General features: G+C 50.0%; 24 protein-coding genes. 11 read left to right on the forward strand and 13 right to left on the reverse strand.

The window, feature by feature from the left end; all coding sequences use genetic code 11:
• Position 1: 1 nt before the first annotated feature.
• Positions 2-1393: a chromosomal replication initiator protein DnaA gene (dnaA, locus tag JTN23_RS01330; protein WP_247232331.1), complete on the reverse strand. Its 1392-nt coding sequence runs from the start codon at positions 1391-1393 to the stop codon at positions 2-4.
• Between the two features lie 297 nt (positions 1394-1690).
• Between dnaA and JTN23_RS01335 the strand changes: the two genes are divergently transcribed.
• Complete coding sequence (locus JTN23_RS01335) at positions 1691-3082, forward strand: methylmalonyl-CoA mutase family protein (protein WP_247231766.1); 1392 nt, start codon at positions 1691-1693, stop codon at positions 3080-3082.
• Positions 3083-3113: 31 nt separating this feature from the next.
• A complete protein-coding gene (gene scpA, locus JTN23_RS01340; protein ID WP_247231767.1) occupies positions 3114-5264 on the forward strand; it encodes a methylmalonyl-CoA mutase in 2151 nt (716 codons plus the stop codon).
• A gap of 5 nt (positions 5265-5269) precedes the next feature.
• On the opposite strand, the gene JTN23_RS01345 is transcribed toward scpA, so the two are convergent.
• The 3 genes from JTN23_RS01345 to JTN23_RS01355 form a co-directional block, all read right to left on the reverse strand.
• On the reverse strand, positions 5270-6904 hold the full coding sequence (locus JTN23_RS01345) for a glycerol-3-phosphate dehydrogenase/oxidase (protein ID WP_247231768.1): 1635 nt from the start codon (positions 6902-6904) through the stop codon (positions 5270-5272).
• Positions 6905-7028: 124 nt separating this feature from the next.
• The gene (locus JTN23_RS01350; RefSeq protein WP_247231769.1) at positions 7029-7592 is read right to left on the reverse strand and encodes an RNA polymerase sigma factor; all 564 of its coding nucleotides are present in this window, start codon (positions 7590-7592) and stop codon (positions 7029-7031) included.
• A 311-nt stretch (positions 7593-7903) separates the two neighbouring features.
• Positions 7904-8626 carry an NUDIX hydrolase gene (locus JTN23_RS01355; RefSeq protein ID WP_247231770.1) on the reverse strand — a complete coding sequence of 241 codons (723 nt, stop codon included), beginning with the start codon at positions 8624-8626 and terminating at the stop codon, positions 7904-7906.
• A gap of 119 nt (positions 8627-8745) precedes the next feature.
• On the opposite strand from JTN23_RS01355, the gene JTN23_RS01360 reads away from it, so the two are divergent.
• Positions 8746-9315: a hypothetical protein gene (locus JTN23_RS01360; protein ID WP_247231771.1), complete on the forward strand. Its 570-nt coding sequence runs from the start codon at positions 8746-8748 to the stop codon at positions 9313-9315.
• Here the strand turns inward: JTN23_RS01360 and JTN23_RS01365 are convergent.
• Positions 9312-10304: a 2-hydroxyacid dehydrogenase gene (locus JTN23_RS01365; RefSeq protein WP_247231772.1), complete on the reverse strand. Its 993-nt coding sequence runs from the start codon at positions 10302-10304 to the stop codon at positions 9312-9314. The genes JTN23_RS01360 and JTN23_RS01365 overlap by 4 nt on opposite strands.
• A gap of 101 nt (positions 10305-10405) precedes the next feature.
• On the opposite strand from JTN23_RS01365, the gene JTN23_RS01370 reads away from it, so the two are divergent.
• From JTN23_RS01370 to JTN23_RS01380, 3 genes are all read left to right on the forward strand, one after another.
• Entirely contained in the window at positions 10406-11269 is an 864-nt protein-coding gene (locus tag JTN23_RS01370) for a universal stress protein (RefSeq protein ID WP_247231773.1), read from the forward strand.
• A gap of 77 nt (positions 11270-11346) precedes the next feature.
• Complete coding sequence (lysM, locus tag JTN23_RS01375) at positions 11347-11817, forward strand: peptidoglycan-binding protein LysM (protein WP_247231774.1); 471 nt, start codon at positions 11347-11349, stop codon at positions 11815-11817.
• 134 nt (positions 11818-11951) lie between these two features.
• Complete coding sequence (locus JTN23_RS01380; protein WP_262918392.1) at positions 11952-13274, forward strand: DUF2254 domain-containing protein; 1323 nt, start codon at positions 11952-11954, stop codon at positions 13272-13274.
• 14 nt (positions 13275-13288) lie between these two features.
• On the opposite strand, the gene JTN23_RS01385 is transcribed toward JTN23_RS01380, so the two are convergent.
• The 7 genes from JTN23_RS01385 to sufC form a co-directional block, all read right to left on the reverse strand.
• Positions 13289-14392, reverse strand: coding sequence for a vWA domain-containing protein (locus JTN23_RS01385; RefSeq protein WP_247231776.1), 1104 nt, complete (start codon positions 14390-14392; stop codon positions 13289-13291).
• 120 nt (positions 14393-14512) lie between these two features.
• A complete protein-coding gene (locus JTN23_RS01390) occupies positions 14513-14941 on the reverse strand; it encodes a BrxA/BrxB family bacilliredoxin (protein ID WP_247231777.1) in 429 nt (142 codons plus the stop codon).
• Between the two features lie 99 nt (positions 14942-15040).
• Positions 15041-15352 carry an SUF system Fe-S cluster assembly protein gene (locus JTN23_RS01395; protein WP_247231778.1) on the reverse strand — a complete coding sequence of 104 codons (312 nt, stop codon included), beginning with the start codon at positions 15350-15352 and terminating at the stop codon, positions 15041-15043.
• A gap of 42 nt (positions 15353-15394) precedes the next feature.
• Positions 15395-15817: a SufE family protein gene (locus JTN23_RS01400; RefSeq protein ID WP_247231779.1), complete on the reverse strand. Its 423-nt coding sequence runs from the start codon at positions 15815-15817 to the stop codon at positions 15395-15397.
• Between the two features lie 5 nt (positions 15818-15822).
• Positions 15823-17058, reverse strand: coding sequence for a cysteine desulfurase (locus tag JTN23_RS01405; protein WP_247231780.1), 1236 nt, complete (start codon positions 17056-17058; stop codon positions 15823-15825).
• Positions 17059-17154: 96 nt separating this feature from the next.
• The gene (gene sufD, locus JTN23_RS01410) at positions 17155-18474 is read right to left on the reverse strand and encodes a Fe-S cluster assembly protein SufD (RefSeq protein WP_247231781.1); all 1320 of its coding nucleotides are present in this window, start codon (positions 18472-18474) and stop codon (positions 17155-17157) included.
• A gap of 42 nt (positions 18475-18516) precedes the next feature.
• Positions 18517-19281, reverse strand: coding sequence for a Fe-S cluster assembly ATPase SufC (gene sufC, locus JTN23_RS01415; protein WP_247231783.1), 765 nt, complete (start codon positions 19279-19281; stop codon positions 18517-18519).
• 419 nt (positions 19282-19700) lie between these two features.
• Here sufC and JTN23_RS01420 point away from each other — a divergent pair, with 419 nt between their 5' ends.
• The 4 genes from JTN23_RS01420 (at position 19701) to JTN23_RS01435 (ending at position 23504) form a co-directional block, all read left to right on the forward strand.
• Positions 19701-21167, forward strand: a complete 1467-nt coding sequence (locus JTN23_RS01420) for an arginine deiminase family protein (protein ID WP_247231785.1) — start codon at positions 19701-19703, stop codon at positions 21165-21167.
• Between the two features lie 93 nt (positions 21168-21260).
• Positions 21261-22217, forward strand: a complete 957-nt coding sequence (ctlX, locus tag JTN23_RS01425; protein WP_247231787.1) for a citrulline utilization hydrolase CtlX — start codon at positions 21261-21263, stop codon at positions 22215-22217.
• Between the two features lie 219 nt (positions 22218-22436).
• Positions 22437-22901, forward strand: a complete 465-nt coding sequence (locus JTN23_RS01430; RefSeq protein WP_247231789.1) for a ferritin-like domain-containing protein — start codon at positions 22437-22439, stop codon at positions 22899-22901.
• Positions 22902-23039: 138 nt separating this feature from the next.
• Positions 23040-23504 carry a ferritin-like domain-containing protein gene (locus tag JTN23_RS01435; RefSeq protein ID WP_247231791.1) on the forward strand — a complete coding sequence of 155 codons (465 nt, stop codon included), beginning with the start codon at positions 23040-23042 and terminating at the stop codon, positions 23502-23504.
• 132 nt (positions 23505-23636) lie between these two features.
• Here JTN23_RS01435 and JTN23_RS01440 read toward each other — a convergent pair whose 3' ends face one another.
• On the reverse strand, positions 23637-24056 hold the full coding sequence (locus JTN23_RS01440) for a sll1863 family stress response protein (protein ID WP_247231793.1): 420 nt from the start codon (positions 24054-24056) through the stop codon (positions 23637-23639).
• A 52-nt stretch (positions 24057-24108) separates the two neighbouring features.
• Here JTN23_RS01440 and JTN23_RS01445 point away from each other — a divergent pair, with 52 nt between their 5' ends.
• Positions 24109-24267 (forward strand): hypothetical protein, encoded by a 159-nt coding sequence (locus tag JTN23_RS01445; protein WP_247231795.1) that lies wholly within the window; start codon positions 24109-24111, stop codon positions 24265-24267.
• The last annotated feature ends 210 nt before the right edge of the window (positions 24268-24477 follow it).

Consider the following 24477-nt stretch of genomic DNA (forward strand, 5'->3'; position numbering starts at 1 on the left):
TCTACTTGAAGTAGCTGCGTAGTTTCTGAACGGTTTCCTCCACGTCAGGGTCGTTGCCCATGAGTTCGTGGATACTCTGGATGGAGTGGATCACGGTACTATGGTCGCGACCGCCAAAGTGGTAGCCGATAGACTTGAGGGGGAGGTCGGTGTACTCCTTGGCCAGGAACATCGCCAGCTGGCGGGGGTACACATTTTCTTTTTTGCGGCTCTTGCTCTTCAGGTCGGCGATACTGATCTCAAAGTAGTCGGCTACGATCTCCTGAATGGTGTCGATGGTTACTTCCTTCTCCTCGTCCATCACGATATTCCGGAGCGTATTCTTGGCCAGCTCTACGTCTATTTCGCGGCGGGTCAGGGAGGCCTGCGCCATCAGCGATATTATCACGCCTTCCAGCTCACGTACGTTGGAGTTAACACTATGAGCTACGTACTCAATTACATCGTAATCGATATTTATACCTTCCGACTGAAGCTTCTTCTGGATAATGGCAATACGCGTCTCGAAGTCGGGGGTCTGCAGGTCGGCGGTAAGTCCCCACTTAAACCGCGACAGCAGGCGGTCCTGTAATCCCTGCAGCTCGCGCGGCGGACGGTCACTCGTCATGACGATCTGCTTGCCCATCTGGTGCAGGTGGTTGAATATATGGAAGAACGTATCCTGCGTTTTTTCTTTACCCGACAGGAACTGCACGTCATCAATCACCAGCACGTCTACCTTCATGTAGAAGTCCGTAAAATCCTGCAGGGTGTTGTTCTTGATGGAGTTGATAAACTGGTTCGTAAACTTCTCCGACGAAACATACAGTACCAGCTTCTCGTTGAAATGATTCCGGATGTAGTTACCGATGGCCTGTACCAGGTGGGTCTTCCCCAGTCCTACGCCTCCGTACACCATCAGGGGGTTGAAGGATGTAAGGCCGGGGCGCTGGGCTACCGCGAAGCCCGCCGAACGGGCCAGACGGTTACAGTCTCCCTCGATGAAGTTATCGAAGGAGTAGTTGGCGTTGAGGTACGTATCCAGCTGGAGCGAATCCTGATCCTTGACCTGGTTGTTAGCATTGCGCAGATCGGTACCAAAGTTATCCGGACGGGCGGTCTGAGGTGTCTTGACCGTCGGGACGTTCATCGTCAGTGGCTGGTGCTTTTCGTTACCGGTATCAACGATGATAGAGTACTCAAGCATTCCATCCCGACCGATGGAGTAGTCCAGTGCTTTGCGGAGCAGGTGTACGTAATTATCTTCCAGCCATTCGTAAAAAAATTGACTGGGAACCTGTATCGTAAGTACTTTACCATGGAGACGTAGGGGACGGATAGGCTCAAACCAGGTCTTATAGCTCTGGTCCGGGATATTCTCCTGAATAACCCGTAGGCACTTATCCCATACCATATCTACATCTCTATGTGAGGTGACTTTTTCCAAAGTAAAGCTTACGTAATCAGGTGTCATATTTTTTCGGGAGGGCAAAGATAAAAAAATAGATACAGCTGGAAGTATAAAGCGAGATGAATTTACAATTAGTAAATAGCTTAAACAAGCAGCGATTTGAAACTAAAGGAATAATCCTACCCCAGGGAAGCGCGCTTTACTTCTGTGTATTAAGTTGTTAAAAAAATGTAATCTCTAAATAGTAGCTTTGCTAAACTAACATTTCGTAGGGTACATATTTTATCCCTACCCAACAGCATGAAAGAATCTTTATTTTCATCATTCAAACCAACCAGTAAAGAAGACTGGCTCAGTCAGGTAGAGAAAGACCTGGGAGGCACTCCCTACGCTGATTTGCAGTGGAAAGTGACCGGCTCTATAGCCATGGAGCCGTACTACACCGCCCCCGAGGTCGCCGATCCACGGGTTGCGGACATACAGCGTTGTCAGAAGCGTCAGCCCGGTTGGCTAACGCAGCCAGTCGTTTATTTTACTACACCCAAAGATACCAATACTCAGATCCATAAAGCCCTGTCGGCCGGGGCTGATGCCGTGTGGCTGCAGGTAAGGGGCCAGCAGCGGGTTGGTACCGATCTGCACAAGACCCTGCACAATATCCGCCTGACGGATACACCGGTTGTTTTTGAGGTAGAGGGCAACGTGGCTGACCTGACCCATGAGCTGCTGCAGGTGTCGGGCTACCACCTCAAAGGCGGTATGGCTGCGGATGCGGTGGCAAGCTGGATGCTAACGGGACAGGACTACCGGCCGGCGGTGGATCAACTGGCCGCGGTCGTAGCCCGAACCAACGATATGCCGGCCTTTCGTCCCCTCATGGTGAGCGGCCACGCCTACCACGAGGCGGGAGCCCATGTGGTGCAGGAGCTGGCCTGTACGCTGGCTTCGGCCGTATGGTACCTGGATCAACTGACGGAGGCGGGCCTATCAGCGCGGCAGGTGGTGAGCAAGCTGTATTTCTCCCTCTCGATCGGCTCCGACTACCTCACCGAAATAGCCAAGTTGCGGGCCCTACGATACCTGTACCGACGCGTCACGGATGCCTACGGGCTTCCGGCGGAGGCAGCTCCGGCTTACATCCACGCCCGTAACTCAGCCTTCTACGATGCTCCCGTAACGCCCCATACCAACATGCTGCGGGCCACTTCAGAAGCCATGAGTGCGACCGTGGGAGGATGTGATGCCCTTACCATTCATGCGTATGACGCTACCTATCGCCAATCCAGTAGTTTCTCGGAGCGGATTGCCCGCAATGTATCGCTTATTTTGAAAGAAGAGGGATATATGGATAAAGTAGCCGATCCGGCGGCAGGCGCGCATTTTATCGAAACATTGACCTTACAACTGGCTGACGAAGCCTGGACGCTGTTCCAGCGGATAGAGCAAGATGGTGGAATTGTAGCCGCCTTTGAGAAGGGGTGGATACAAAGCGAAATAGAGAAGGAGTGGAACGCTAAGACCGAGGCTTTGACAAACGGGAAGGTAATGGTAGGGGTAAACAGGTACCGGGTAGAGGAGCCGGGTGAACGAGCGGAAGTACCTGTCCCGGTGGCTAGCACCCAGACCTTAGCGGAACTTCCAGCGGGATTCCCCCTTTTAGTCAAACGTCAACTGGCTGCTGCTATCGCCTAGTGCGGATGTGACCTACTTAACAAGCTTAAGAATGAAACCTGATTTTTCGGATATACCACTTCATCAACAACAAACTACCGCCGGAAGCCAGCCGGCTGCTCCCGGTAAGCCTTTCCCTACGGCCGAAGGTATTAGGCTACAACCGGCGTATACTCCGGATGACCTGGCCGAAGCCGAACACCTGCACTTTGCGGCCGGTATTCCTCCCTTCCTGCGCGGACCGTACAGTACCATGTACGTCCAGAAACCCTGGACCATCCGGCAATATGCGGGATTCTCGACGGCGGAGGAGTCCAATGCCTTCTACCGACGTAACCTGGCGGCCGGTCAGAAAGGACTTTCCGTAGCCTTTGACCTGGCTACGCACCGGGGCTACGACTCCGATCATCCGCGGGTAGTGGGCGATGTCGGCAAAGCCGGGGTGGCTATCGATAGCGTGGAGGATATGAAGATCCTTTTCGACCAGATCCCGCTGGATCAGATGTCGGTATCCATGACCATGAACGGAGCGGTACTACCCATTATGGCCTTCTATATCGTGGCGGCCGAGGAGCAGGGCGTACCGGCGGAGAAGCTGTCGGGTACCATCCAGAATGATATCCTGAAGGAGTTCATGGTGCGTAATACCTATATCTATCCGCCCACTCCATCCATGCGTATTGTGGGAGATATATTTGCCTACTCCTCACGGCTGATGCCCCGGTTCAACTCCATTAGTATCAGTGGGTACCACATGCACGAGGCAGGCGCTCCGGCGCATATCGAGCTAGCCTATACCCTGGCCGATGGGCTCGAGTACATCCGTACGGGATTAGACGCGGGAATGGATATTGACGATTTTGCCCCGCGCCTTTCCTTCTTCTGGGGCATCGGCATGAACCACTTTATGGAAATAGCGAAGCTCCGCGCCGGACGACTCCTCTGGGCCAAGATTGTGCAGCAGTTTGCACCTAAGAAAAGCAAATCTATGGCGCTACGGACCCACTGCCAGACCAGTGGTTACAGCCTCACCGAGCAGGACCCCTTCAATAACGTCACCCGTACCTGCGTGGAGGCGATGGCGGCAGTACTGGGGCATACCCAATCGCTGCATACCAATTCACTGGACGAGGCCATTGCACTTCCTACCGATTTTTCGGCCCGTATCGCCCGTAACACCCAGCTCTTTCTGCAGCACGAGACGGACATTACCCGCGCGGTGGATCCCTGGGGAGGCTCATACTACGTAGAGTACCTGACCAAAGAACTGGCCGAGCGGGCCTGGGCCCTTATCGAAGAAGTAGAGCAACTGGGCGGTATGACGAAGGCCATCGAAACGGGACTGCCCAAAATGCGGATCGAAGAGGCAGCGGCCCGGAAGCAGGCACGTATTGACTCAGGAAAAGATGTGATCGTAGGCGTAAACAAGTACCGGCCGGAGTCGGAAGAGACTATTGATATTCTGGAAATTGACAATCAGGCGGTACGGTTATCCCAGATAGCCCGGCTGGAAAAGGTAAGAGCCGAGCGAAACCAGCAGGAGGTAGAGGTTGCTCTGTCGGCCATCACCCAGGCCTGTACGGGGCAGGGAGGTACCGATATGGGGAGTAACCTGCTGGCGCTGGCCGTTGAGGCGGCTCGCAAGCGAGCTACGCTGGGAGAGATATCAGATGCTATGGAGAAAGTATTTGGACGCTATAAAGCAGTAATCAGATCTGTGTCAGGAGTATATAAAGCGGAAGTGTCAGATGACGAAAACTTCCGCATGGCCAAAGAGATGGCCGACCGCTTTGCCAAACTGGAAGGTCGCCGTCCGCGTATTATGGTAGCCAAAATGGGTCAGGACGGGCACGACCGGGGAGCAAAGGTCATCGCGACCAGCTTTGCCGACCTGGGTTTTGACGTGGACATGGGGCCCCTATTCCAGACGCCGGAAGAGGTAGCACGTCAGGCTGCCGAAAATGACGTACACGTAGTAGGAGCCTCCAGTCTGGCGGCCGGCCATAAGACCCTCGTACCGCAGTTGATCGAAGAGCTCAGAAAGCTGGGTCGGGAGGATATCATGGTCATAGCCGGGGGCGTCATACCGGCGCAGGACTACCAGTACCTGTACGATGCCGGAGTAAAAGGCGTGTTCGGGCCGGGTACTATTATATCCATCGCTGCGCAGAAGATCCTGAAAGAACTCATGGAAGAACAGTAGCCCTGCTATACAGTAGCTTCCTGAATAAATAGAGTTAACTGGGCAGCGTAGGTATCAGCCATACGCTGCCTGGTTGCTACAGACCAGCCCAGCGCGGAAGCCATCAGGTCCGCTACTACGGGCAGACACGCCAGCGTATCCTCCCAGCTCAGGATTTCAAGGCGCATACGCCGGGCCAGTACATCACGTGGCGTCACGGCCATTTCGTACTGCGTAGCGTATACTACCTCCGCCCTGATGAACGGGTAGCGAGGTACCAGTCGTTTACCCAGGGTAGGGTTTGACTGTACCAGCTCTGTTACTTTTTCGGCGCGGCTTCCGTAGGTCTTGGACAGGTGCCGGCAAATATCCTCCGGTAGCTGAGTTTCTTTTTGCAGCTTTTTCCAGCCGTCTGGCTGATAGCCATCTCCTCCGGTCAGGACGTATTCATCCGTACGGCACGGATGCTCCTGACCCAGTAGTTTGTCTACTTCGTCGAGGGTGTCCTTCGCCATCAGCCGATAGGTAGTCCATTTGCCACCCAGCAGGCTCACCAAGTTTGATGCCGGGTCATGCTCTACCTCGTGGTCACGAGTGAGGCGCTTGGTGGCCTTACGAGGATCGGCCGCCAGAAGTGGCCGCAGCCCCCCAAACCCGGATCGGATCTGCTCGGGGCGGGGCGTAGTAGACAGGTAAGGATTTAAAGTACTTAGCAGAAAATCTACTTCCCTCTTATTCAGAAGCGGCTCTTCCTCCAACTGGTTGTACTCCGTGTCCGTAGTACCTACGAGCAGCTCATCACCAAAGGGTATGGCAAATACGACCCGGCCGTCGCTGGTCTTGGGAATCAGCATGGCATCCTCACTCTGGAGTACCTCTCTGGGAAGCACGATATGTACTCCCTTGCTGGGGCGGATGCGCCTGGGCAGGTCCGGGTTGGCTAGCAGACGAATATGATCGGAGTAGGGACCCGTACAGTTGACAAATACGTTGGCTTTAACCGTATAAGTGCTACCACCAATTTCATCCTTAATGTGCGCTGCCGTAAGCCGGCCTCCTGGTTCTTTTTCAAATTCCACCACCGACGCATGATTGACTACCGTGGCTCCCGCCTCCTGTGCCGACTGCGCCAGGGCCAGGCAGTAGCGGGCGTCGTCCAGCTGACCGTCGTAGTAGAGCACCGCGCTGTGGAGTTTGTTCGGGTCCAGAGTAGGCATACGCCGAAGTACTTCCTGCTTGCTCAGCCATTTGCTTTTAGGCAGCGAGTCCTGCTGGGCAAAGAGGTCATACAGCCACAGGCCAATGCTGAAATAGACACCGTCAAACCAGGATGAGACGGGGGTAAGCAAGGCCAACGGACGGGCCAGATGGGGAGCATTTTTCAGTACGATGTGGCGCTCTTCCAGCCCGTGACGGACTTGCTTAAGCTGGGCCAGATCCAGGTTACGGAATGCCTGCTCAAGGTACCGGACCCCGCCGTGGATCAGCTTGGTAGAGCGGGATGAGGTTTCGGATGCAAAATCGGTTTTTTCGATCAAAGCTACCTTGTAGCCGCGCAACGCGGCATCCAGAGCGCAACCCGTACCGCTGGCTCCACCGCCAATTATACAAATATCGTACTGGTCTTCTTGTAAGCGGTGCAGGTTATGGGAGCGGTTCATGGGTAGGTAGTTGCTGATACTAGGGGGAATACACCCTGCACAAAACTACCATTTTTTGCCTCTTCTTAAAAGTTCTCCTCAAAGTACATAGTAGTCTCGGGTGGCAGAGGGGCCTCTGCTGTCGTTAGTCAAGTATGGAGCTGGGTATCTGGGAGCGAATCTTGACCAGGGCGCGCTGCATCAGGTTTCGTACGGTTTGCTCCCGGATGGAGAGTAATTCACCTACCTCGCGTACCGACTTGTTCTGGAAGAACCGGAGCTGAATAACCTCCAGCTCCCGCTTGGACAGCAGGCAGAGAGCGGCGGTAAGGAACTGGCTCTGTCTCTCCGAAACCTCACGACTGATAATTTCGGATTCGTGACACATCGAGAACAACGAAGGCTCGTGCTGGTCGTCCACGGTCGCCATGGCTCCCTTCTGCTGTACATGCAGCCGGCGCCGGAGCGAGCGGCACAGGTAGTAAGGTACGGCTACTTCTTCGGCCAGGTTCTTACGCATTTTCCACAGATCCACAAACAGGTCGTGGATCGCATCCTGCACAACCATGCTGTCGGCTCCGAGTCGTTTGCCGTACTGTAATAAGGTGTAGTTGTATTGATCGTAAATTAATCCAAATGCTTTTCGGTCACTGTTTTTAAACTCTTTCCACAGGTACACATCATCCAGAGTATCCTTATAGCTTATCATGTCCGAACTATATAAAATTTTTTGTGGTAGGGGTACTTTTTTAAGCTTATATAGAAGGCTCCCGCATGCACAGAAGCCTTCTGGGGATCATCAATTAACCAACCTATCAAACCGTATATGATATGATATGATAATGTACTTATAAGAGTAAAAGCTACTTTTTATAATAAGGGTCAGGTCAACTTTTTTTAATTTTTTTCTAATAAAGTTGAAATCAGGGAAGAATAAGACCCTAAAAAAGCGCCCTGCCGCTTCGGAGAGGGCAGGGCGCAGGCTACCCGATCAGTGTCGGGTATATCACCGGGACTGGCTTACAGGTAGAAGTTGTTCAGCCGGGCTGTGTACTTCTCGCTGTCGAGCTGGTAGAAGTACGCCCCCTTTTTGGAGCTGGTTTTGTCTTTTTCTTTGAGGCGTACCAGCAGACCGGTAGCGAGCATCATCCGGCGGAAGTTGCCTTTGTCCAGCTGGGTTTCGTAGATGGCATCGTACAGCTTGCGAAGCTGGGTGAATGTAAATCGCTCGGGAAGTAGCTCGAATCCGATGGGATGCAGGTTAGCCTTGTATTTTAATTGCTGCTTGGCGAATCGTACCATTTCGTTATGATCAAAGATAAGATCAGGAAGGTTGGAAGCAGGAAACCACCGGGCTTCAAACTCGTTGGTAATCTGGTGCTCGTAGTTATGAATATTGACCAGGGCCGTATACGTTACCGAAATGGTACGCTCCACGGGGTCGCGGTCACAGTGGCTGAATACTTTAAGCTCTTCCAGGTATACGTTGGTCATGCCGGTCAGGCAGTACAAAATGCGCTTAGCGGCCTGGTCCAGATTCTCATGATCGTCCAGCAAACCTCCCATTAGTGCCCATTTACCTTTTTCGGGATCGAGGTGGCGTTTCACAAGCAGTATCTGTAAACCCACTTCTTCATCATACCCAAATACAATACAGTCAATAGCAACGAGCGGACGATGGGTGTGTTTGTACTGGCTGCCGTCTGAAACTGTCGGGAGGGGAGCGTTAAGAGCCGAGATCATTCTGACTATGAATAAATTATAAAATTTTTAACATATGGGGGTGGTATTATTACAATAAAAAGTATAAATGCACATTTTACTACCCTTTGTATACTAAAAACAAACAATTCATCCAGACTATGCACAGCTATTCACAACTCTCGAGGTGGTTTTACAGGAGGGCTACACTACCTGCTATAGGCGTATTCCTGGTGCTGTTGATTGTATTTAGAGCGTGGATTTTTCCGAGTCTACAGGCGCGTATGCGACTAAGTACTCCACTCGAGCAGCTGGATGCCCGGATTGGATTTGCAGCCAACGAGGCTCATGAGTACCTGATTGCTCTGGGGGAAGGCGGAAGAGAAGTATACTGGTGGACCGAGCTGGTAGTAGACAGTCTGTTCCCGATCGTGTATACTGTGAGCTCGATCCTGCTTATCTCGTACCTGTTTGATAAGGCTTTTGCAGAGGGTAGCATCTGGCGCAGGCTGAACCTGCTACCCTTACTGGTGATGCTCGCCGACTACCTCGAAAACACCGCTATTCTTGCTTTGCTATCCAGCTTTCCGGTGCAGAATGGTGTTTTGGCTCAGCTGGCTTCGATCGCCAATGGGCTCAAATGGGGGCTTGCGCCGATGATATTCATCCTGTTGTTGATCGGGGCCGGAGGCTGGATAGCTGGCGAGCGTAGCCGTTCAAAACGGCACTAAACCCTTATCAGCGTGTTGGCATCAATGTAGGTACCCTCTTCAAAAGCCGTCAGATTAGCTATGGTAGTCTGAGCTATCTGAGTGAGCGCCTCGTCTGTAAAGAATCCCTGGTGGGAGGTAATAAGTACATTGGGGAACGTAAGCAGGCGCATGAGCAGGTCATCGTCAATAATAGAGTCGGAGAGATCGCGGAAGAAGAAGTCAGCCTCCTGCTCGTACACATCTATCCCCAGGTAGCCCAGCTGCTTGCTTTTGAGCGCATGCACCACGGCCTGTGTATCTATGAGTCCACCGCGGCTGGTGTTGATCAGCATCATGCCCGGCTTTATTAGCTTCAGTGCCTCCTCATTAATAAAATGGTGCGTCTCGGGCGTAAGCGGGCAGTGGAGCGAAATAATATCAGATTGATCTAAAAGTACTTCTTTGGATACGTACTCGATACCCTCACTAATGAGCTGCTCGTTGGGGTAGGGGTCAAACGCCAGTATCTTACAGCCAAAGCCCCGTATGATCTGTATAAATACCTGCCCGATCTTACCGGTACCTACTACTCCTACCGTCTTCTGATAGAGATCAAAACCTTCCAGTCTTTCGAGTGAAAAATTCGCTTCCCGTACCCGATTGTAGGCTTTGTGCGTTTTGCGGTTGAGGGTCAGGATCAGGGCTACGGCGTGCTCAGCTACCGCATGGGGCGAATAAGCCGGTACCCGCACCACCGCTATACCCAAACGCTGCGCCGTATCCAGATCAACGTTATTAAATCCGGCTGATCGCATCGCCACTATCCGGACTCCGTGCCCGGCGAGTATCTCGAGTACAGCACGATCCAGCGTATCATTCACAAAGGCGCATACGGCCTCTGAGCCGGCTACCAGTGAAGCCGAGCGGGCGTCCAGCTTATTGTCATAGTAGGTAAACTGGTGAGTCGTGTTGTAACGATCAAAGTACGTACGGTCGTAGTTTTTGGTACTGAATACAGCTACTTTCATAAAAAGTGATTTATATCAATACGGGTACTTGATTAGGGTCATAGGCTGGGGCAGCTGGTGTCATTACGTTTGTGGCATACCCTGTTAACCCAGCCAAACTTATGAAAAAAATACTAGTACTCACTGATTTTTCGGAAGCTTCAGCTCATGCCTTTGCCTATGTATCATCGCTCTATAGCTCTGACTTCTGCGAATTTACCCTTTTACATTGCTTCTTACCCCCACCGGACACACTTTATCATATCATTCAGGAAGATGCTTTGGAGAAGGCCCACGAGCGGATGCAGCAATTCATACTTCCATTATTGAATACCTGCCGGCGCCTTACTCATACCTATGAGCTGAGGGTACTGCCCGGACCGGTAGTAGCTATAGTAGAGCTTACCTGCGAACTCGAGCATTTCGATCTGGTAGTACTGGGTACATCCGGAGCAGGCAAAAGCAGACTAGTGGGCAGCATAGCTACGGCGCTGATCCGTAAGCTGTCCAACCATGTACTTTCGGTGCCTCTTCATGCCTCGCTGCGCCCGCTCAAAGAGATCGTCATCGCTATGGATTATAGTGAGTCCAGCCCTGGGGCAGTGTACAAGCTGGTTACGGAGCTGGCACATAGAACCCCTGCCCGCCTTACCTGCCTTACTGTAATTGATCAGGACCAGTCGCCGGCTGGTGTTGAGGTAGATAAAACCGAGGTGTATACCTGTCACTTCCGGGACGAGCAGATCCGGCAGTGCTTTACTACCAACCGTAGCAAAGCGGCAGGTATCCAGCATTACCTAAAAGAGTACCCGTCGGATATGCTGGTGATGATTTCGCACCATAAAGCCACTCTGGATATACTACTGGATCGTAGCCTCACCCGCAGGTTTGTGTATCAGGGGCAGATACCGGTACTGGCGCTGGCGGAAGATGCAATGGAGGGAGTGGATCTGGTGCAACAGGCACGACATTTTTATACATACTAACTCAGTAGTCTGTTTGCTGTTCTGAAAGCTAACCGGCTCATTCACTTAAATTTCCACTTAACTACAAAACTGTTGCTATGGGACTTTTTTCATTTCTTAAAGGAGGGGGTAAAAAAGTATTAAAAAATGAACACGTTGCCGCTCCAACACCCGAAAAGGCCAAAGAGGTAGAGCCTTTGCGCGCCACCGAACTACTTAACTACGTAAAGCAGCTTGGCCTGAACTACAATAAGCTAACTGTAAAGACGTCGGGTGATACCGTGATCCTGGAAGGTGAAGTAGCCAAGCAGGAAGATATGGAAAAAATAGCCCTGGCTCTCGGTAATGTAGAGGGAGTAGCTACCGTGGATAACCGCATGAATATTGTGGAGCCCAAAGAACAGTCAAAGTTTCATACCGTACAAAAGGGGGACACCTTATCGAAAATAGCCAAGGAGTACTACGGAGATATGATGAAGTACCCCGTGATATTCGAGGCAAACAAACCGATGCTCAAAGACCCCGATGAGATATACCCGGGACAGGTACTACGGATACCTTCCCTATAATAGTATTTGTGCCTAACTAATCAATAAAACTAGCCGGAACCACAGGTGTTCCGGCTGTTTTGTATTATAAAAATACAAGTTGAATCTACATACAGACTACATCAGTCTGTATGACCTTGTTAAACCAATCGGCAATGCGAAAGAGGGAGCATATAAATAAGTTTCTTAGTGGGATAAGATCCAGCATTGGACTTTATCCTGCCTTGATCAGTCTGGCTTATTTTATACTTGCGGTTGTACTGGTCAACTCCAGACAGTCGGCCATATCACAATGGCTGGCCGAGCGCCCCTGGTTGTCGTTTGAAACTCTGGATACCCCTACCGCTATTCTTACTACCCTGATTGGTAGTATCATATCACTTATGGTGCTCAGCTTCTCCATGGTTATGGTGGTACTAAGTCAGGCATCCAGTAGTTTCTCCCCAAAGATACTCAGAGGGTTAGTCAGTGAAAAGAGCCACCAGGTAGTACTGGGTAATTACTTGGGAGCCATCCTCTTCTGTATGGTTTGCCTGGGTAACTTCAACAAGGACGAAGATATACCTCTGCTGAGTGCCGAAGTACTAATCAGTATCATATTTGGCTTATGGTGTCTGGTGCTGTTTGTATTTTTTATTCATAATGCCTCGCTGGCCATACAGGCCAATGAAGTAATCATCCGGCTGTATAAGAAAACGCTCCACTACATGCAGGTATTTGTGGACGAGAATCGTCGGGAAGCAGGTCAGGAGAAAAAATGGCCGGATGAGGGAGAGGGGCAGATGATCCTTTCTGTTCAATCAGGCTATTTACAGCGGTTCAACAAAAAAGAGCTGATAAAACTGGCTCAGAAGGAAGATATCAAAATACGGCTTCTGGTAGAAGTGGGCGATTTTATTCCTACAGGTATTCCCATTGTAGAAATATGCGGTTCAAAAAATGGAATTTCAAAGGAGTCTGAGGAAGTACTGTTGAGCTATCTGCACTACTACCACGGCGAAAATATTGATGAGAATTATGCCTATGGTTTTACCCAGCTAATGGAAATTGCCATCAAGGCTCTAAGCCCTGGTATTAATGATCCGGGTACAGCCCGAATCTGTATTCATTACCTGACGGACTTGTTTCGCCTGCGCATGCAGTGGGATGATGTGGGGCAGGCGTGTCTGGAAAATGGAGGGGCAGTACTCAAATGGAAAGTTACTTCCTTTGAATCACTGCTTTATAAATCCTTTGAGCCGATCAAGATCTACGGAAGAGAAGACATCATGATACTACTTAGCCTTAGTCAGGCTATCAAGACTCTGGCCTACTATGATGCTGAGCGGCAGGCTCATCGTAAGATACTACAGGCTTTCTATGATCAGTTACTGGACCTTATATCCAAAAGCCATTCCTATAAGGTAGATAAAATGTTTGTAAAGCCCCGTCTGGAAAACAGCATTGATACCTACCTAACCTTAAAGGAGCAGTATTGATCGTAGCGTAGCTCTTACTTCATGTTTTTACGGCGGTTGCGCTGGAAGTCTTCCAGTACAAAGCCACCCAATCCCTGTAGGTTGCTGTAGTAAGCCCGGCCGTTGTTGACCTTGGTGAAGTCCTGCACAAACTGCTTCAGATAAGGATCAGAGGCAATCATGAACGTAGTAACGGGTATATCGAGGCGACGGCATTGGGCAGCCAGCGTCAGCGTTTTGCTGATGATCTTACGGTCCAGTCCGAAGCTGTTCTTGTAGTAGCGGATACCTTCCTTAAGGCAGGTAGGCTTTCCGTCCGTAATCATGAATATCTGCTTGTTGCGCGTCTTGCGGCGGCGCAGCAGGTCCATCGCAAGCTCCAGGCCGGCTACGGTGTTGGTATGGTAGGGGCCTACCTCGAGGTAGGGAAGATCCTTGATCTGGATCTGCCAGGCGTCGTTGCCGAATACAATAATATCCAGTGAGTCCTTGGGGTACTTGGTACGGATCAGCTCCGCCAGGGCCAGGGCTACCTTTTTGGCGGGTGTAATGCGGTCTTCCCCGTACAGGATCATGGAGTGGCTGATGTCAATCATCATGACGGTGGAGGTAGTGGTCTTCTGCTCCTTCTCGACCACTTCCAGGTCATTTTCCATCAGCCTGAAATCACCAATGCCGTGGTTGACCTGGGCGTTCTTGATCGATTCGGTCATGGAGATCTGCTCCAGCGTATCTCCAAACTGGTAGGGACGGATATCACTGCTTAGCTCGTCGCCGGTGCCGGAGTAGGGGGTATGGTGGTTCCCGCCCGACTTGGAGCGCTTCAGTTTACCAAATATCTCTTCCAGCGCGCTCCTACGGATGCTTTGCTCGCTTTTGGGCGTCATCACTACGCGTCCTTCCTCGTTTTCCTCGGTAATGTACCCCTTCTTCTTGAGGTCTTCGAAGAAGTCACCAATCCCGTACTGGTCGCTGGTAAGACCGTACTGGCGGTCCAGCTCGCTCAGCCATGACATAGCCTGTGACACATCACCGGAGGTCATGAGCAGGAGTTGCTGAAATATGTTCAGGAGCTGGTCAAACTTACTGTTGCCACCTTGTTCCTGAGGGATATATTGAGAAAAACGATGTCCGTGCATAGCAAAAGAGATTTATACCTATCACAACGTCAATAGGAACAGGATAGTTTAACGAAAAAGTCCCTGCTGAATTAACTTTTCAGCAGGGACTCTGGGAAATTACCTTAAGCTTATGAGCTATTAAGCGTTCTCGCCGCAGAATTCCTCAAACGCCATTTGCAGGTGCTGAGCAATCATTTCGGCCGAACGACCTTCGATGTGGTGACGCTCGATGAAGTGTACCAGTTCGTCATCCTTGAAGATAGCGATAGCAGGTGACGAAGGAGGATAAGGAAGCGTATACTCACGCATCTTTTCGGTAGCCTCTCTGTCAACACCAGCAAATACCGTTACCAGGTTATCAGGCTTTACTTCGCTGCGCTGAAGAGCAGCTTTCACACCCGGACGAGCAGCACCGGCGGCGCAGCCACATACGGAGTTGATCATAACCAGCGTAGTGCCTTTGGCAGTCTGCATGTAGTTGTCTACATCCTCAGCAGACAGCAATTCCTGAAATCCGACAGTAGTCAGATCGGCCTTCATGGGAGCTACTAATTGTGGGGGGTACATAGGTATATCAGTTTTTATGTTCAAAATGTATGTTTCAATCTCATCAGTACTATAAGTAGTCATCGCAGGCACAGCCTGAAGCAGTACCTGTTACTATACTTACATAAAGCCCAGCTCGAGCTTGGCTTCTTCGGACATCATCTCGGTAGTATACGGAGGGTCAAATGTAAGCTCTACGCTCACATCACTTACGCCTTCTACTTCCCGGATCCGCTGCTCGATCTCGGCGGGAATGGTACCAGCCGAGGGGCAGGAGGGGGAAGTAAGCGTCATCAGTACGTATACATTATTGACGGGGAATATTTTGAGGTCATAGATAAGCCCCAGTTCGTACACATCTACCGGTATTTCCGGGTCATATACGGTCTTAATGGCCTTTACGACTTCTTCTCTTAGTTCTGCTTCGGTCATGGTAGTAGCAATAGTATAGGTTATCCTTTCGGCTCAGATCTACTAATTATTTACAGCCTGATAGGCTATGGCGTACGCCTTCATCTGCTTCAGCATAGAGGCCAGTCCGTTAGAGCGGGTCTGGGCCAGGTGCTGGTGCAGACCAATGCGCTCCATGAAGTACAGGTCGCTCTTAGCAATCTCTTCGGGGGTATGGCCTGATAGTACTTTTACCAGCATACTCACCAGTCCACGCACAATGATGGCATCACTATCCGCCTCGAACATGAGCTTATTGTCCTGCATGTAGGCGTGCAGCCATACCTTGGACTGGCAACCTTTTATGATGTTCTCTTCGGTCTTGTACTGCTCTTCGAGCGGGGGAAACTGCTTGCCGAGGTCAATGATGTACTCGTACTTGCTCTCCCATTCGTCAAACAACTCAAAATCTTCGATGAGTTCGTCCTGTCTTTCGTTTATAGTCATACGTGTTAGCCTAGCATTTTCTTGACCTTATACAAACCCTGCACCAGGCGGTCTATTTCTTCGGTCGTATTATAAACCGCAAAAGAGGCCCGTGAGGTTCCGGGAATACCAAATCGGCGCATAAGGGGTTGAGTACAGTGGTGTCCGGTGCGGATGGCGATGCCCTGCTGATCCAGCAGTACGCCCGTATCCTGGTGATGTACTCCATCTATCACAAACGAAACTACACTGATCTTCTCTCTGGCAGTACCTATGATACGCAGGCCATCAATGCTCTGCAGGGCATCAGTGGCATAGGTAAGCAGGTCATGCTCGTACGTACCAATGGCATCCTTACCCAGTGAGGCTACGTAGTCAAGGGCATACTTGGAAGCTACTACATCAGCAATGTTAGGAGTACCTGCCTCAAACTTATAGGGAAGATCATTATAAGTACTCCTTTCAAAGGTTACCTCTTTGATCATCTCGCCACCACCGCGGAACGGAGGCATGGCTTCCAGAAGCTCCCTCTTACCATAAAGTGCCCCTATACCCGTTGGTCCGTACATCTTATGCAGGGAGAATGTAAAGAAGTCGCAGTCCAGAGCCTGAACGTCTATATGGAGGTGCGAGGTAGCCTGGGCTCCGTCGATAAGTACCCTGGCACCTACCTGATGGGCTTTTTCAATGATCTCAGCTACCGGGTTGATGGTACCCAAGGAGTTAGATACATGTACCACCGATACAAATTTAGTACGCTCCGAAAGCATCTTCTCGTACTCATCCATAAGCAGCTCACCCGCATCATTGATCGGGATGACCCTCAGGATACAACCCTTCTCCTCGCAGAGCATCTGCCAGGGGACGATGTTGGAGTGGTGCTCCATGGTACTGATGATGATCTCATCGCCTTCTTTCAGGAAGGCCCGGCCGTAGGTCTGGGCTACGAGGTTGATCCCATCGGTAGTACCGTAGGTAAAGATAATCTCTTCGTGCTGGCGGGCATTGATGTACTCCTGGATCCGGCGACGCGATGCTTCAAAAGCCGACGTAGCCTTCTCAGCCAGGTGGTGAATACCCCGGTGTATATTGGCGTTGTAGTGCTCGTAGTAGCCATTAAGGGCATCGAGTACTGCACGTGGTTTCTGGGTAGTGGCCGCATTGTCAAAATATACCAACGGCTTCCCGTTGACTACCTCACTGAGGATCGGGAAGTCACTGCGGATGGCCTCTATATTGAGATCTGTTTGAATAGTTTGCATTGTTGCGCGGATTTATAAAGAAATACCCAACCATATTCGCGGGTCGGGTAATACTAAGGAGTACCTGTCAAGGCACAGGCCAGACAGGTACCTGGATTATTTCTTCGCCAGCTTCTCGGTGATAACACCCTCGAGGTGCTCGCGGATAGCATCTATTTTGATCTGACTTACTACGTCTTCGCAGAAGGCATACATCAGTAGCGTCATAGCCTCATTCTTGGAGATACCTCTCGAACGCATGTAGAACAGAGCTTCCTCGTCCAGCTGCCCGGTAGTAGTACCGTGCGAACACTTCACGTCGTCAGCGTAGATCTCCAGCTGAGGCTTGGTGTTCATGGTAGCATCCGGTGAGAGTACCACGTTCTTACACGACTGGTAGGCGTTGGTCTTCTGTGCATCCTGACGCACGAATATTTTACCGTTGAATACACCCGTTGACCGGTCGCGCAGTATGCCTTTGTACAGCTCGTTGCTGTAGGAGTTGGGCTGGCGGTGATCAGCGAGGGTATGGTTATCGATATGCTGCTTTCCGTCGGGGAAGTACAGCCCGTACATGAAGGCTTCGCAGTGCTGGCCATCCAGTTCGATGGTCAGGTTGTTACGGATAAAGCCTCCGTTCAACGAAACAGTCGCCGAATAGAAGTGGCTGTTGTCCACGATACGTACGTGGGTAGTACCTACGTGGTAGGCCTTTTCCGCTTCGTTCTGTACTTTATAATATTCTACGTTGGCGCTTTCGGCTACGAAAATTTCGGTTACGGTATTGGTAAATGACCGCTCCTCACCAATCGTTCTGTATGATTCAGCGATCTTCACCTGTGCGTTCTGCTCTACTACGAATAGGTTGCGCGGATTAGAACCTACGTTCTCCGCACGGGCATCTGAAATAAAACGTATTACGATCGGGTGATCTACTACCTTACCCGCAGGTACGTGTATGAACACTCCATCGTGAGCAAAAGCGGTGTTAAGAGCAGTGAACGAATCTGACTCACTCTTGGCCAGCTGACCAAAATAGGTACTTACCAGCTCAGGTCTTTCTTTGATAGCCTCGTGCAGGGGCTTGATCTGAAGCTGGTCGGCTGGTGATACGATGGTAGACAGGCTGGCCTCGTAGCGACCGTTGACAATATATAGGATATTACCGGTAAGGTTAGCGATGCGAAGCGAATCAATCACTTCTTCGGTAACGGCGTGCTCGCCGGTAAACTGGTACTGGTGGCTGATCAGGTCCCGGACATTGCTGTACTTCCACTCCTCGTTGCGGGGAGTAGGGAAGCCCCTGTCCTCAAATATACCAAGCGCTTTACGCTTGGTCTGGTGAAATTCACTTTGTGCTTCCCCGTTCATCACCGCTTCACGAGCGTAAAAATCGGTGACTAGGCGGGTCTTCAGATCTATAGTTTCTGTACTCATTGCGTATGTTTGACTTTATTATGATGAAGAAAAACAGCGCTGTTACTGCGCGGTTTCAGCTTCTACTTCGGCCTTGATCCAGTCGTAACCTTTTTCTTCCAGTTCAAGAGCCAGCTCTTTCGGGCCTGACTTCACGATACGGCCTTTGTAAAGTACGTGTACGTAGTCAGGAACAATATAGTCAAGTAAGCGCTGGTAGTGAGTAACTACGATGGTAGCGCGCTCAGGAGTACGTAGCTTGTTTACACCTTCGGATACAATGCGAAGCGCATCAATGTCCAGTCCAGAGTCAGTTTCGTCCAGGATCGCCAGCTTTGGCTCCAGTACCGCCATCTGGAATATCTCATTACGCTTCTTTTCACCACCCGAGAAGCCTTCGTTCAGGGCACGCTTAAGCAGTGAGTCGTTCATGTTAACCAGTTTGGCTTTTTCACGAACCATCTTCAGGAACTGAGCAGCATCCAGTGGGTCGAGGCCCTGGTACTTACGGATCTCATTAACTGCGGTTTTCAGGAAGTTAATGGTCGTAACGCCGGGTATCTCTACCGGGTACTGAAACGCCAGGAATATACCTTCGGCAGCACGCTCTTCGGGAGCCATTTCCAGCAAATCTTTTCCACTAAATTCCACTGCTCCACCGGTAACTTCGTATTCCTCACGTCCGGCCAGAACCGAAGCTAAAGTACTTTTTCCGGAACCGTTGGGCCCCATGATAGCATGTACTTCACCGGGCTTCACTTCCAGATTTATTCCTTTTAATATCTCTTTGCCTTCAATGGAGGCTCGCAAGTCATTGATTTTGAGCATAACAGATTTACGCAGTTAATTAGTAATTATTAAATCGCAAAGGTAGTAAGCTTTGGCGTTTAAAGAAAATAGGACTAGAATGTTTCTAAACAACATCCGGTTGTATCTATAACCCCTAACGAAGCGTGCTTGTTCCTTAACGGCAGGTTTTTTAGAACCAATTGTGAATGTGCAGGTTACCTCTATTTCTTTGGGTTAAATAGGGGGCTGGAATACGCAGCTACGGACTAAAATCATATGGTGCGGAACAGGTACCTGTTAAAAAGCTGTTGTCCAGGTAAATACTCCATGACCGTTTTTTGTCTCCCGAAATGGTTGGTGCCCGGGCCCGGGCGGGTGGTGACAGCGGTAGGCTTTACGGCTGCTTTTTATTCAGAAATAATCGACTTACTTTGCGTTCAGAAGCATTTCATCAACATATGAAGAATAGTAAACCTCTCGCTACTACCATAAAAGTCTCGTCAGAAGTAGGTCGCCTGCGAAAACTGCTCATCCATAGCCCCGACAGAGGGCTGGGTAAAGTGATACCCTCCAAAGCCCAGGACTGGCTGTTTGAAGATATTGTACACCTGGATACCATGCGCCGCAACGAGTATGACTACTACGTGAAGCTGCTGCTCTACTTCCTGGACCCCGACAAGATCAAAGGCAAGATCAGTACCATTGACAGTGATCCGGAGCGGAATTTTTATAAGCCCGGCGTAGAGGGCTATTTCAATTCTGACCGGGTTATTGATCTCCAGCGGCTGCTGTGTGAGATCCTGGAAGATGAGGTAGTACGTTGCCAGCTTATCGCTTCCATTTGTGGTGTAGAGCGGTGTTCGTTCAAGACTCAGCAGGACCTGAGAGCCTACGATCCCAACGAACTGGCCAAGATATTTATATCCGGGTCACTGCCCGATGGTACTGAGCGTATGCTGTTTGCTCCGCTGCCCAACCTGATATTTACCCGGGATATTGGTATTGTCATCAACGATCACATCCTGCTCAATAAGCCCGCTAAGGCGGCTCGTACCCGCGAATCGCTGCTGGCGCAGTATATATTCTTCCACCATCCAATGTTTGAGAGGTACCGGGAGAATATCATTGAAATACCCAACAACGATCACCACTTCCTGCTGCCGGACGATGAGCAGCAAAACGACTTCAACCGCTCCACGCTGGAGGGAGGGGATGTTATGATGGTAGCCCCCCGGCACCTGCTGATTGGCTGCAGTGAGCGTACCTCCCTGTATGCGGCTCAGCAGGTTATGCGGTTGCTCTTTGACAGGAATGTAGTAGATACCATTACCATTGTGCAGATCCCCAAGAAGCGGGACTACATGCACATTGACACGGTATTTACCCAGGTAAAAAAGAACGTGTGGGTACTGCTGGGATCGCTGGCCCGGCAGGGAGACGAATCTCGAAAGAAGGATGTACTGCACTTCTTCGCCCCGAAGGACATGATCGAGAAGAAAATGAAGATCATGCAGTTCTATAAGGGACTTGAGCATAAACCCATCGAGATCGAGAACCTGGAAGACCTGCTGACGGATATCAGCCAGAACGACCTTGGTGCCAAGGAAGAGGTGAAGTTTATCTACTCGGGTAATAACGAGTTTCCGTTTGGTGAGCGGGAGCAGTGGACCGACTCCTGCAATCTGCTGGCGCTGAAAGACGGTGTGGTGATCGGTTACGACCGCAACGACAAGACGCTCGAGGCATTCAAACGGGCTGGATTTAATGTCATCAAAGCGGCTGATCTGCTTGATAAATTCGAAAATGATGAGCTCTCACCCGATACTCTCACAGATACGTATATTATGCTTCCATCGTCCGAACTTTCGCGGGCTCGTGGGGGTTCGCACTGTATGAGCATGCCTATTCTGAGAGATGAACTATAATTAGGGTTCGTGCAGCTCAGTTAGGTATTCTTCTTGCTATCAGTCCATTTCATGACTAAATTCGCAAATTCCGAATCAATGAATCAACCCCGTATGCGTACTATCCGTACATCTACACAGGTACAACCACAATCTACCTCTCACATCCTGATGGTGCGTCCGGTACAGTTTGGCTTTAACGAGCAGACTGCCGGCAGTAACGAGTTTCAGGACCGGGACTTTGCCAATGAAAGCCGTCACCTTGCTCAGGAGCAGGCCCTGCAGGAGTTTGAGCAGATGACCTCTCAGCTAACGGCGGCGGGGGTAGAACTGGTAGTCTACGATGATACGGCCAGTCCCTATACACCTGACTCCATATTCCCGAACAACTGGGTTTCCTTCCATCAGAGTGGAAAGGTAGTGCTGTACCCTATGATGGCACCTAACCGGCGGGCCGAGCGGCGCATGGAGATCATAGAAGACCTGAGTAAGTCCTTTCATGTGGAAGAAATCATAGATCTGACCCACTTTGAAAACGAAGGAAAGTATCTGGAAGGTACCGGTAGTATGGTACTGGACCGGCGCTACAAGATCGCTTACGCCTGTCTATCGCCTCGTACTCATCCCGATGTACTGGATGCCTTTGCCGAAGCTACCGGCTACGAAATTGTAAAGTTTGAAGCCTCCGATGAGAACGATGTACCTGTATACCATACCAACGTACTGATGTGTGTAGGGGATGTATTTGCGGTGATCTGTCTGGAAGCGATCAAGGATCCGGATCAGCGGCATCAGGTACGCTCCATCCTGGAAGAGACCGACAAGTACATCATCGAGATTACGCTGGAGCAGGTGCGGCAGTTTGCCGGTAATATGCTGATGGTGCGTAACAAGAAAGATGAAAAAATGCTGGTGATGTCGACCAGTGCGTACGAGTCACTGACTCCTCAGCAAATAGACGCTCTGGATGACTACGCATCGCTTGTACATGCCGACTTATCCATGATAGAAGGCAATGGTGGCGGCTCGGCCCGTTGTATGATGGCTGAGGTACATCTGCCCCTGAAGTAGCCCCTGCTTATTAAATTTTATTATAGTTATAGAGTGTCTGTGCGCCCTGCGTACAGACACTTTTTTTGTAGAAAAGCCTATACAAACACTGTTACTGCTATATAGGCTCCAGCGTCCTATTTTCCCCAGGATAGGAAGGTAGGAACAGGAGGGAAGGCTGGCAAAGTTTTTTCTCGAATGGTAGGGTATTGATTTACATATCATTAAAAACTTACACTCATGGAAAACAGCGTTGAAAAAGCTCAGAAAGAGTTGAGGAACCTTATCAAGCTACACTATGACCGGATTGAAGGTTACGAGCGGGCCAAAGACGATACCAAAGATGCAGATCTTAAATCGTTATTTACAACGTATGCTAATCAAAGCCGGGAGTTCAAAACTGAACTTAGCAGTGAAATGGTGAAATACGGCGGAGAGGTTCCCGAAGACAACAAACTACTGGGTGACTTGCACAAAGCCTGGATGGATCTGAAAGCGGCCATTACGAACAATGATCGCGAGTCGGTACTTAGCTCTTGTGAATTTGGAGAGCAGACCATCGTCGGAGCGTACGAAGATGTGCTCAAGTATGACAATGATGACGATCGCATCCCGATGTCCCTGCGTACTATACTGCAAAGACAGTATGAAACAGTGAAGTCAGCTTACTCGCGTATTCGGCAGTTGCACTCCATTGCTGACTAATAATGATATAGCTATATATAAAGGGAGGGACGGTTATGGAGACTGTCCCTCCTTTGTTTACTTCTGAATTCGGGTCTGCCCAGGGGAGCCCGGTACTTACTTCAAAATACTATCTAAAATTCTTAACAACTTACGATCATGGCTAATTACGATGAGAAGATTCAAAATGCGCTGCAGTCGCTGGTAAAACTACACATTGACCGTATCAAAGGGTATGAGCATGCCAAGGAGGATACCGAAGACCGTGACCTGATCATGCTCTTTGACAACTACGTATCACAAAGCAAGAAGTTCAAGTCAGAGCTGAACAGTGAGCTGATCAACTATGGCGGAGAGATACCTGATGACAATACCTTTGCCGGTAAGCTCCACAAGGTATGGATGGATATGAAAGCAGCCCTGACTGATCATGACCGTGAGGCGGTGCTCAACGAATGTGAGCGTGGCGACAACTCCCTGAAAGAAGGCTATGAGGCGGTGCTGAATACCCAGGAGATGGTAATTCCGAGAGAACTACAGTCCCTCCTGCAAAATCAGTACGAAGAGATTCTGGCTGCTTACGAGCGGATCAAAGTACTGCGGAATGCAGAGTCACACCTTTAGGAAGTACTGAATAGTATACACCAACAGGAGCGGGAATCATCAGATTTCCGCTTTTTTTATGCGAAAGGAGTCTAAAAAAACGCCGCCCTTAGTAAGAGCGGCGTTTTCAGTCTTAGTCAACCAGATGAGCCATTATTTTCTGTTATTTCTGTTGTTATTGTTGTTGTCGTCATCAAGTTCACGACGTATATCATCCATTGTATTGTTAACACCTTTCTTGAAATCCTGCCAGGTTTCTTTAGTTTCCTGACCTATACGGTCCAGTGTCTTGTTCAGATCACTACGCTCGTTTTCAAGTCTGCGCTTGCGCTCGCGCCATTGTGCTTTTTCGCTGGCAGTAGCTTTTTCCATATTCCGGTCGGTTTCTTCGATTTCTCTATCGATATCACCTATAGTCCGGTTGATCTCGTTCCGGGTTTCATCTCTTTCGCTTTCCCAGGTAGCGTCAGCATTATCCATGTTACGCTCCATATCGTCACCGGCTGATTCAGCGGTCTGCTCTGCGTTATTGCCCGTTTTTTCTGAACAGGCTGTAAAAGCAAATGTTCCCATAGTTAGCATTGCAGCTAACAGATATGATGTCTTTTTCATTTTTGTTGATGTTATGATTGAACAAACAGATTTCGGCCTCCTTGCAAGAAGGCTTGGATATGTGTACTACCTGAAAAACAAGTACCAGATTGCAGAAAGGCCTATGCAGCCAATGGATGGGGAATTTAGTGCCCGTAAATCAACGATGAAGAGAAAGGAAGTACTCAAATAATTAAATTTTTATTGAATATAGGCTTTACAGGGCTCCCTGCACTTGGCACAGCTTTTTTAACTTCCAAGGCAAGCAACACATTGGAGAGGCGTTAGATTACTCATGATACGATGTGGTGGTTTATGGTTAAGGAAGCAAAATAGTCGGGTCGCATGACCTGACTATTTTTTTTGCTGGTGCGGGTCAGTAGGGGTTGGGGAGTGGGATTTC

Origin of the sequence: Telluribacter roseus, assembly GCF_017355915.2 — a bacterium.
In the GTDB taxonomy this organism is placed as follows: domain Bacteria; phylum Bacteroidota; class Bacteroidia; order Cytophagales; family Spirosomataceae; genus Telluribacter.